Genomic DNA, 9802 nt, shown 5'->3' with positions numbered 1-9802 from the left:
GCACTCGACAGGATTCGAACCTGTGACCGCTCGGTTCGTAGCCGAGTACTCTATCCAGCTGAGCTACGAGTGCATTTTGTGTTTTTAGACCAGACCACAACTGGTTGAAGCCAAGTTAACTACATAACTGTAACTAACTCTTAAATGGTGCACTCGACAGGATTCGAACCTGTGACCGCTCGGTTCGTAGCCGAGTACTCTATCCAGCTGAGCTACGAGTGCATTTGTTGCCGCGCATTATAGGCCGTTAAATCTTTTTGTAAAGCACTTTTTCTAGTAATTTCAACAACTTACAGAAGAAGCCAGATTACAACGTACTAAGCAAATAATGGCGGAGAACGGGGGATTCGAACCCCCGACACCCTTTTGAGGTGTACTCCCTTAGCAGGGGAGCGCCTTCGGCCACTCGGCCAGCTCTCCGCAACACGGGGCGTATATTAACCAGCTTTCTCCCCGTTTGCAAACAAAAAAAACGATAAAAATTAATGGCTTGGTTCTTCGTCCTTCTCTTTCTTAATCCGCAGGTAAATTTCCTCACGGTGAACCGCCACTTCTTTGGGGGCGTTGACACCAATACGCACTTGATTACCTTTGACGCCGAGCACGGTCACAGTGATCTCGCCATCACCAATGATCAGGCTTTCTGCGCACCGACGAGTCAGAATCAGCATACCTTTCTCCTCACGCATTACATTTTCAGGGACTACAGTCTGCAAAAAAAAGGGTGTTGGCCTACAACCGGGTCGGCTGCAGTCCTACACGCCTAAGTATTGACTAGCACGGGCAAAAGAACAGTTTTCTCCCGTGCCGATCAAAAACACAAAGGGCGCGGTCAGACCGCGCCTTTTCAAACACGCATCACTCGCCCTGTCGGGCCGGAGCGTCGAGCTCGAAAGCGGTGTGCAGCGCACGTACCGCCAACTCCAGGTACTTCTCCTCGATCACCACCGAAACCTTGATTTCAGAAGTGGAGATCATCTGGATGTTGATGCTCTCTTTAGCCAGGGCCTCGAACATGCGGCTGGCAACGCCCGCGTGGGAGCGCATGCCGACACCAACGATCGATACCTTGGCAATGTCTGTGTCGCCTACCACTTCGCGGGCACCGATTTCACGTGCGGTGTTTTCCAGCACGGTCTGGGCCGCCAGGTAGTCATTGCGGTGCACGGTGAAGGTGAAGTCGGTGGTGTTATCGTGCGAAACGTTCTGCACGATCATGTCGACTTCAATGTTCGCCGCGCTGATCGGGCCAAGGATCTTGAAGGCCACGCCAGGGTTGTCTGGCACGCCACGGATAGTCAGCTTGGCTTCATCGCGGTTGAAAGCGATGCCGGAAATGATCGGCTGTTCCATGGATTCCTCTTCATCAATAGTAATGAGGGTGCCCGGACCCTCCTGAAAGCTGTGCAGAACGCGCAGCGGAACGTTGTACTTGCCAGCAAACTCGACCGCACGGATCTGCAGCACCTTGGAACCGAGACTGGCCATTTCCAGCATCTCTTCGAAGGTGATCTTGTCCAGGCGCTGAGCCTTGGGCACAACTCGCGGATCGGTGGTGTAGACGCCGTCGACATCGGTATAGATCTGGCACTCATCGGCCTTCAGAGCTGCCGCCAGCGCCACACCGGTGGTGTCGGAACCACCACGACCCAGGGTGGTGATGTTGCCGTGCTCGTCAACGCCCTGGAAACCAGCAACCACTACCACACGACCGGCTTTCAGATCGCCACGAATCTTCTGATCATCAATCTGCAGGATTCGCGCTTTATTGTGAGCGCTGTCGGTGAGGATGCGCACCTGGTTACCGGTATAGGACACAGCCGGAACACCGCGCTTGATCAACGCCATGGCCAGCAACGCGATAGTCACTTGCTCGCCGGTGGAGACGATCACATCCAGCTCACGGGGAACCGGTTTGGCTTCGCCACTGATCTGCTTGGCCAGATCGATCAGGCGGTTGGTTTCGCCACTCATCGCCGACAGCACGATCACCAGGTCATCGCCGGCTTCGCGGAACTTCTTCACCTTGTCGGCGACCTGCTCGATCCGCTCGACAGAGCCGACCGAGGTGCCTCCAAATTTCTGTACGATCAAAGCCATTTTCTAAGCCGCCTCAGCCCGTAAAGGGGCGCCCGTTAAACAATCAAACTGCACAGCGCAAGGACCCGCCACTAGACGAAGGGCCCGGCTCGGCGCCTTAAATACCCTGCTCGACAAATGGCACGGTCAGGGCCAGCGCGGCATCCAGTGCAGCGGCATCAACACCGCCGCCCTGCGCCATGTCTGGACGACCACCGCCCTTCCCGCCCACTGCCGCAGCGGCTTGCTTCATCAAATCACCGGCTTTGAGTTGGCCAGTCAGGTCCTTGGTTACACCGGCAACCAGTACGACCTTTTCCTCATGGACACTGCCGAGCAGGATCACTGCGCGGCCGAGTTTGTTTTTCAACTGATCCACCAGCGCCAGCAGCGCCTTGCCGTCCTGGCCGTCAAGACGCGCAGCCAGCACTTTCACGCCCTTGACGTCTGCCGCCTGAGCGGACAGATCATCGCCCGCGGCGCTTGCAGCCTTGGCCTGCAACTGCTCGAGTTGCTTCTCCAGCAAGCGGTTGCGTTCCAGCACTGCCGACAGCTTGTCGATCAGGTTGTCGCGGCTGCCCTTGACCAGGGTCGCCGCTTCCTTGAGTTGTTCTTCCGCCGCATTCAGGTACGCCAGGGCCGCAGCACCAGTCACTGCCTCGATACGACGCACGCCGGAAGCCACACCGCCTTCGCTGGTGATTTTCAGCAAGCCAATATCGCCGGTACGATTGGCGTGGATACCGCCACACAGCTCTACCGAGAAGTCGCCGCCCATGCTCAGTACGCGCACGCTGTCGCCGTACTTCTCGCCGAACAGCGCCATGGCGCCCTTCTTCTTGGCGGTATCGATATCAGTTTCTTCGGTTTCCACCGGGGTGTTCTTGCGAATCTCGGCGTTGACGATGTCTTCCAGCGCCTTGATCTGCTCGGGCTTGATCGCCTCGAAGTGGCTGAAGTCGAAACGCAGGCGCTGGCTGTCCACCAGCGAACCCTTCTGCTGTACGTGTTCACCCAATACCTGGCGCAGCGCAGCGTGCAGCAAGTGGGTGGCCGAGTGGTTCAGCGAGGTCGCGTGGCGCACTTGCGCGTCGACCTGGGTTTCAACCGGCGCACCAACAGTCAGGCTACCCTTGGCCAGCACGCCATGGTGCAGGAAGGCACCGCCGGTCTTGGTGGTGTCGCGCACGTCGAAACGCGCGTTGCCAGCCTGAAGATAACCGCAGTCACCGATCTGGCCGCCGGATTCGGCATAGAACGGGGTCTGGTCAAGAACCACCACACCCTCTTCGCCTTCGCTCAGCACGTCGACCGATTGCCCTTCCTTATAAAGAGCAACCACTTTCGCCGAACCGCTGGTGGCGTGGTAACCGGTGAACTCGGTGGCCACGTCGACCTTGACCAGGCTGTTGTAGTCCATGCCGAAAGAACTGGCGGAGCGGGCACGCACACGCTGGGCTTCCATTTCGCGCTCGAAGCCTTCCTCGTCGAGAGTCAGGTTGCGCTCGCGGGCGATATCGCCAGTCAGGTCCATAGGGAAACCGTAGGTGTCGTACAGCTTGAACACCACGTCGCCCGGCACCACCGAGCCCTTGAGCTCGGCCAGGTCCTGCTCGAGGATCTTCAAGCCCTGCTCCAGGGTCTTGGCGAACTGCTCTTCTTCGGCTTTGAGCACACGCTCGATGTGCGCCTGCTGGGACTTCAGCTCCGGGAAGGCTTCGCCCATCTCGGCAACCAGGGCGGCAACGATCTGATAGAAGAAACTGCCCTTGGCGCCCAGTTTGTTGCCGTGACGGCAAGCGCGGCGAATGATACGGCGCAGCACATAGCCACGGCCTTCGTTGGACGGCAGTACGCCGTCGGCAATCAGGAAGCCGCAGGAACGAATATGGTCCGCCACCACTTTCAGCGAAGCCTGGGCATCGTTGGTGCAGCCGATGGCCTTGGCTGCCGCATCCAGCAAGCTCTGGAACAGGTCGATTTCATAGTTCGAGTGCACGTGCTGCAGCACCGCGCTGATCCGCTCCAGGCCCATGCCGGTGTCCACCGACGGCGCCGGCAGCGGGTGCAACACGCCATCGGCGGTGCGGTTGAACTGCATGAACACGTTGTTCCAGATTTCGATGTAACGGTCACCGTCCTCTTCAGGCGAGCCGGGTGGGCCGCCCCAGATATCGGCGCCGTGATCGTAGAAAATCTCGGTGCAAGGGCCGCACGGGCCAGTATCGCCCATGGTCCAGAAGTTGTCGGACGCGTAAGGCGCGCCCTTGTTGTCGCCGATACGCACCATGCGCTCGGCGGGTACACCGACTTCCTTGGTCCAGATGTCGTAGGCCTCGTCGTCGGTGGCATACACCGTGACCCAGAGCTTTTCCTTGGGCAGGTTGAGCCACTTGTCGGAGGTCAGGAAGGTCCAGGCGAAGGTGATCGCATCACGCTTGAAGTAGTCACCGAAGCTGAAGTTGCCCAGCATTTCGAAGAAGGTGTGGTGACGAGCGGTATAACCGACGTTTTCCAGGTCGTTGTGCTTGCCGCCGGCGCGGACGCACTTCTGGCTGCTGACAGCGCGGGTATAGGCGCGCTTTTCCTGCCCCAGGAAGCAATCCTTGAACTGGTTCATCCCCGCGTTGGTGAACAGCAGGGTGGGGTCGTTGCCTGGGATCAAGGAGCTGGAGGCTACACGGGTGTGGCCTTGCTCTTCGAAGAAGCGGAGGAAGGCTTCACGGATTTCTGCGCTTTTCATTAGGTTCTTCCACGGAGACTGCGGCCAAAGGCCTGTGCGCAACGTCAACAGACGAAACGACGGCAAAGGGCCGCATTATATCGGCGTTAATCACTAGGTACAGCGTGTTTGTACGATACAAACAGTCAATTGGACGGAGAACACTGTCAGTTACGGGAAAACTCGGCAAAAGTGCTCAGCACGTGCTCGATTTGCCCGGCGCTGACGTCCAGATGAGTGACCAGACGCAACCGTGATGCGGCGCTGAGCTTGATCCCGCGCTCGGCGGCGAACGCCTTGAGCGCCTCAGCCCGATCCCCCATCTCTACATACACCATGTTGGTCTGCACCGGCTCGACACTGTAGCCCACCCGCCGCAAGCCATCGGCCAGCAATTGTGCATGGGCGTGGTCGTCGGCCAGACGCTGTACCTGATGGTCCAGGGCATACAGCCCCGCTGCCGCCAAACCGCCTGCCTGGCGCATGCCGCCACCGACCATCTTGCGCAGGCGCCGGGCCTTGGCGATCAGTTCCACCGAGCCACACAGCACCGAGCCCACCGGCGCACCTAGACCTTTGGACAGGCACACCGACACCGAATCGAAATGCTCGGCAATCACCCGTGCATCCACCCCCAGCTTGACCGCTGCGTTGTACAGCCGCGCGCCATCCAGATGCAGGGCCAGCCCGTGTTCCCGGGTAAAGGCCCGCGCCTGGGCCAGGTAGGCCAAGGGCAGCACCTTGCCCTGCATGGTGTTTTCCAGGGCCAGCAGGCGGGTGCGGGCAAAATGAAAGTCATCGGGCTTGATGGCCGCAGCCACCTGGACAAGGTCCAGCGAACCGTCAGCCTGCAATTCCAGTGGCTGGGGCTGGATAGAGCCGAGTACCGCCGCGCCCCCGCCTTCATATTTATAGGTATGGGCCTGTTGCCCGACGATGTACTCGTCGCCCCGCTCACAGTGAGCCATCAAAGCCAGCAGGTTGCTCATGGTGCCCGAGGGCACGAACAGCGCCGCAGCAAAACCCAGGCGCCGCGCCAATTCACCTTCCAACCGATTGACTGTCGGATCTTCGCCGTACACATCATCCCCGGTGGGCGCACTGGCCATGGCATCGAGCATGCCAGGGGTCGGCTGGGTCACGGTGTCACTACGAAGATCGATCACGCTCATCACATCTGGCCTCGGCTGTGGGACCTGCAAGGTCCGCTCTTGAACAGGGGGAACTCCCTTTCGAAACGAAACTGCGGCCATGGCCGGCAATAATCAAGCAACAACTGTAGAAAAGCCTGAGTCTGGCGTTGAAAAATCCGATGAGAATTATCCAAAAGGTGCGATGCGTCTCGCGAGGATCTGTGTTAAAAACTCACCGCCCGTGAAAAATTGCGGGCAAACGTTCTCAGGGCGGGGTGCAATTCCCCACCGGCGGTAATTGCGTGCAATGCGCATAGCCCGCGAGCGCTTGGCGAGACCGGTGGCTTGGCCACAGGTGACGACAAGGTCAGCAGACCCGGTGTGATTCCGGGGCCGACGGTCATAGTCCGGATGAAGAGAGAACGGGATTGGCGCCAAAGGGCCGTTGCCGGGCAGTTCGTGGGAAATCCACGACCGTTCTGCGCGCACCCTTAAATCCCATTCGATTCATATATGCCCTGTTTTTCACACAAACAGGAGTCAGAACAGATGCAACCCACTGCAATCGATAGCAAAAGCAAACACCACCCCAACGAGCGCGTCGCCTTTATCCAGGCCTGCTGGCACAAGGAAATCGTCGATCAGAGCCGTCAGGGCTTCGTCACTGAAATGCTCGCCCAGGGCTATCAGGAATCCGATATCGACTTCTTCGAAGTCGGCGGCGCCTTCGAAATCCCGCTGCACGCCAAACTGCTGGCCAAATCCGGTCGTTATACCGGGATCGTTGCTGCCGGCCTGGTGGTGGACGGTGGCATCTACCGTCACGAGTTCGTCGCCCAGTCGGTCATCAGCGGCCTGATGCAAGTGCAACTGGAAACCGAAGTGCCTGTCTTTTCGGTGGTGCTGACCCCGCATCATTTCCATGCGGGTGAAGAGCATCAGAAGTTCTTCTTCGAGCACTTCGTGCACAAAGGCCAGGAAGCGGCGAGAACCTGTGCCGACACCCTGCAGAAGGTCCGCGCCCTGCGCCGTAACGAGCAGCGTGCGGTAGCGGTTTAAGCGGTAGCGGTATCGCCGGCAAGCCGGCTCCTGCGGGGGCCCGGCTTGCCGGCGAACCTCAGGCCAGGCCGTCGGCCGTGGCCGGCACAATCAGAATCCCTGCGCGCAAGCCGTTCTTCACCTTGGGATTGGGAAAAATGATCCGTGCCCCCGTCTCCTCGATGACCCAGCGGGTCTGGGCGATATCCTCGGCCAGCAGGTAACCCACTTCCAGTTCGGAAAAGTTCTCGATGTCTGCCGGCAGATGCAGGTGGAAGCTGTCGCTGTGCTTGATGACTTCCCGAGCCACGCTGAACAACTGCAACCCGTCGAGGCTGTCCTGCTCCGCAGGTGGTTCGCTACCGTCGATGATCTGCTTGAGCCGGGTTTCCAGGCGTTCGACATTAACCCCCTGGTTCTGCCCGAATGGCCGTGCCTTGCCCAACTCCAGGGTGAAGGACTCGGCCCCCAGCTGATCGTAGGTGTAGGCACTGAAGACGATGGAAGGCTTATTCTGCAACAGCACCGCTTCCATACCGGCAGCCCGCAGGCGTGCCAGCTCACGGCGTGAATGCTGACGCCCGTCCTTCCATGGGTACAGGGCAAACTGCTCGATCTTCGAGCCGCGGATTGCCGTGTGCAGGTCGTAGTGCAGGCGCTGGCGATCGGGCTGGCTGAAGAAGCTCGCCGCCAGTCGCTCCAGTTCACAAGCGCGCAGGGCTTCGAAACCACTGCTCGATTCATGCCGGCCATTGAACAGCCGGTTGACGTCCTGTTCGACAAAACGCTCGCCGCGGCGCATGGCCTCGGGGTTGCCGAACAGGAACAGGATACGTGCGCGGGGCTTCAGATCGCCCCGGGCGATGTCATGCAACAAGCGGTCGAGCAGCTCGATGGGAGCCGTCTCGTTGCCATGGATTCCCGCTGACAGCAGCAGGTCCAGGCCGTTATCGCGAGCCTCGGGCGGCCGCACTTCCAGAGCCCCCTCGCTCAGCCAGCGCATGCGCACGCCGTCGACAGTCAGTTGAGTCTTCTCCGCCGGTTCACGGCCGGCGAGGGTCAGTTCAAGCAGTTTGCCGAGGGCGAGCATAGAGCGGACTTCCTTAGTGAGCGTGGCCGCAGTCAGGGCCGTGCACGTGATCATCGTCACCGGCGTCGGCCGGCTCCATTTCCAGTTGCAGGCTGACCAGGTTGGTCGCCAGTGGGCGCAGCAGCAGGCTGGCGTATTCCGCATCGCCTTCTTCCACATCCACGCCGATCAGCAGCTGGCCGCGGCCGTCCTGCTGGATCCACACTTCCTTGCCCTGCCACAGCACGGCGAAACGGGTGCAGGACGTTTCCAGCTGAGTGCCGTCGGTGTCTTCAAGGATCAGCTGCAGGGTATCGCTCATGGGTCGGTTCTCATCTGGGGTAAAGCTGCGCGCCCGGGATCGCCGGGCGCTGGCTTTCAATTGATCTGGAAGGGATAAACCGCGCCCAGTTTAAGGATTTGCGTCAGTTCATCCAGTGCCGTCCGGCACTCAAGCAGCAGTTGCGGGTCCGCCAGGTCGCTTTCGCTCAGGCGGTCGCGATAGTGCTTGCCGACCCATTGGGTCAGGGTGTCGTACAACGGCGCGGTCATGATAACCCCAGGATTGACCGCCGCCAGCTCGGTCTCCTTGAGCGCTACGCGCAAGCGCAGGCACGCCGGGCCACCGCCGTTCTGCATGCTCTGCTTGAGGTCGAAGACCTTCACTTCACGAATCAGCCCGCCAGAGCTGGTGAGGCTTTGCAGGTACTGCCAGACCCGCTCGTTGCCGCGGCATTCCTCGGGCACGATCAGCAGCATCGAGCCGTCGGCGCGTGACAGCAACTGGCTGTTGAACAGGTAGGAGCGCACGGCATCTTCCACCGTCACCTGCGAACGCGGCACGCAGATCGACTGGAAGTTGCCGCCGCGCTTGCCCAGCTTGCCCTGCAACTCGGCGAGCATCTTATCGGTCTCGAGGAAGGCGTCCTCGTGATAGAACAACACCTCGCCATTGCCCACCGCGATCACGTCGTTGTGGAACACGCCCTGGTCGATCACCGAAGGGTTCTGCTGGGCATAGACCACCCCTTCCTCGCTCAGGCCATGCAACCTGGCGACGGCCTGGGAAGCTTCCAGGGTCTGGCGCGCCGGGTACTTCTGCGGTGCCGGGTAGCGAGTATCGAAAGCACTGCGACCGAAGACGAAGAACTCCACGCCGGCCTGGCCATAGTCACGGCAGAAGCGCGTGTGGTTGGCGGCGCCTTCGTCGCCGAACTGCGCTACCGCCGGCAGGGCCGCGTGATGGGCGAAGTGCTTCTGGTCAGCGAACATGGCCCCCAGCACGCGACTGGTGGTGGGGTGCTCGATGCTGCGGTGGTATTTGCAGTTGAGGTTGGCGGCAGTGAAGTGCACACGGCCATCGGCGGTGTCGGCACTGGGGCTGACCGTGGCGGCGTTGGCCACCCACATGCTCGATGCCGAGCAACTGGCGACCAGCAATGGCATCGCCTGCTTGGCGGCCTGCTGGATGACTTGGGCGTCTGTTCCGGCAAAACCCAGGTTGCGCAGGGCGGCCACGTCCGGGCGCTCTTGCGGGGCGAGCACGCCTTGCTGAAAGCCCATTTCCATCAGCGCTTTCATTTTCGCCAGGCCTTGCAGCGCCGCTTCCCTGGGATTGGAGCCCTGCTGGCTGTTGCTCTGGGAGGCAACGTTGCCGTAGGACAGGCCGCCGTAGTTATGGGTCGGCCCCACTAGCCCGTCAAAATTGACTTCATAGGATTTCATCAGCGAGGCTCCACGAATCTGTTTGTTATAGGCAAT

The 9802-nt window shown here is 60.1% G+C and carries 8 protein-coding genes, 3 tRNA genes and 1 riboswitch; of the genes, 1 reads left to right on the top strand and 10 read right to left on the bottom strand.

Annotation, left to right across the window (positions count from 1 at the left end):
* The 7 genes from AC1RGE_RS19550 to ltaE all read right to left on the bottom strand — a co-directional run bounded on the left by AC1RGE_RS19550 (position 1) and on the right by ltaE (position 5973).
* Positions 1-73: transfer RNA gene (locus AC1RGE_RS19550), tRNA-Arg, on the bottom strand.
* Between the two features lie 72 nt (positions 74-145).
* Positions 146-222, bottom strand: a tRNA-Arg gene (locus AC1RGE_RS19545).
* Positions 223-329: 107 nt separating this feature from the next.
* Positions 330-420 (bottom strand) — tRNA-Ser (locus AC1RGE_RS19540).
* 62 nt (positions 421-482) lie between these two features.
* Positions 483-671, bottom strand: coding sequence for a carbon storage regulator CsrA (gene csrA / locus AC1RGE_RS19535; protein ID WP_002554426.1), 189 nt, complete (start codon positions 669-671; stop codon positions 483-485).
* 187 nt (positions 672-858) lie between these two features.
* On the bottom strand, positions 859-2100 hold the full coding sequence (locus AC1RGE_RS19530) for an aspartate kinase (RefSeq protein WP_011062761.1): 1242 nt from the start codon (positions 2098-2100) through the stop codon (positions 859-861).
* 97 nt (positions 2101-2197) lie between these two features.
* Positions 2198-4822 (bottom strand): alanine--tRNA ligase, encoded by a 2625-nt coding sequence (gene alaS, locus AC1RGE_RS19525; RefSeq protein WP_019093136.1) that lies wholly within the window; start codon positions 4820-4822, stop codon positions 2198-2200.
* A 146-nt stretch (positions 4823-4968) separates the two neighbouring features.
* Positions 4969-5973 carry a low-specificity L-threonine aldolase gene (gene ltaE / locus AC1RGE_RS19520; RefSeq protein ID WP_011062763.1) on the bottom strand — a complete coding sequence of 335 codons (1005 nt, stop codon included), beginning with the start codon at positions 5971-5973 and terminating at the stop codon, positions 4969-4971.
* 218 nt (positions 5974-6191) lie between these two features.
* Positions 6192-6362: riboswitch (FMN riboswitch) on the top strand.
* 121 nt (positions 6363-6483) lie between these two features.
* Here ltaE and AC1RGE_RS19515 point away from each other — a divergent pair.
* Positions 6484-6993 carry a 6,7-dimethyl-8-ribityllumazine synthase gene (locus AC1RGE_RS19515; protein WP_011062764.1) on the top strand — a complete coding sequence of 170 codons (510 nt, stop codon included), beginning with the start codon at positions 6484-6486 and terminating at the stop codon, positions 6991-6993.
* A 58-nt stretch (positions 6994-7051) separates the two neighbouring features.
* On the opposite strand, the gene astE is transcribed toward AC1RGE_RS19515, so the two are convergent.
* Genes astE through astB form a run of 3 tightly spaced genes read right to left on the bottom strand, consistent with a single transcriptional unit; the run spans position 7052 to position 9766 of the window.
* Positions 7052-8062, bottom strand: a complete 1011-nt coding sequence (gene astE / locus AC1RGE_RS19510) for a succinylglutamate desuccinylase (protein WP_011062765.1) — start codon at positions 8060-8062, stop codon at positions 7052-7054.
* Positions 8063-8075: 13 nt separating this feature from the next.
* A complete protein-coding gene (locus tag AC1RGE_RS19505; RefSeq protein ID WP_011062766.1) occupies positions 8076-8363 on the bottom strand; it encodes a hypothetical protein in 288 nt (95 codons plus the stop codon).
* Between the two features lie 56 nt (positions 8364-8419).
* A complete protein-coding gene (astB, locus tag AC1RGE_RS19500; protein WP_011062767.1) occupies positions 8420-9766 on the bottom strand; it encodes an N-succinylarginine dihydrolase in 1347 nt (448 codons plus the stop codon).
* Positions 9767-9802: the final 36 nt, after the last annotated feature.

This window comes from Pseudomonas sp. GW823-FHT02C05 (genome assembly GCF_058797595.1).
This window is presented reverse-complemented; position numbering and strand designations above follow the sequence as displayed.

What these genes read in the sequence shown, in the direction of transcription:
- astE (WP_011062765.1), bottom strand. Translation starts at nt 8,062, where the DNA reads ATGCTCGCCCTCGGCAAACTGCTTGAACTGACCCTCGCCGGCCGTGAA.
- AC1RGE_RS19530 (WP_011062761.1), bottom strand. Translation starts at nt 2,100, where the DNA reads ATGGCTTTGATCGTACAGAAATTTGGAGGCACCTCGGTCGGCTCTGTC.
- astB (WP_011062767.1), bottom strand. Translation starts at nt 9,766, where the DNA reads ATGAAATCCTATGAAGTCAATTTTGACGGGCTAGTGGGGCCGACCCAT.
- ltaE (WP_011062763.1), bottom strand. Translation starts at nt 5,973, where the DNA reads ATGAGCGTGATCGATCTTCGTAGTGACACCGTGACCCAGCCGACCCCT.
- alaS (WP_019093136.1), bottom strand. Translation starts at nt 4,822, where the DNA reads ATGAAAAGCGCAGAAATCCGTGAAGCCTTCCTCCGCTTCTTCGAAGAG.
- csrA (WP_002554426.1), bottom strand. Translation starts at nt 671, where the DNA reads ATGCTGATTCTGACTCGTCGGTGCGCAGAAAGCCTGATCATTGGTGAT.
- AC1RGE_RS19505 (WP_011062766.1), bottom strand. Translation starts at nt 8,363, where the DNA reads ATGAGCGATACCCTGCAGCTGATCCTTGAAGACACCGACGGCACTCAG.
- AC1RGE_RS19515 (WP_011062764.1), top strand. Translation starts at nt 6,484, where the DNA reads ATGCAACCCACTGCAATCGATAGCAAAAGCAAACACCACCCCAACGAG.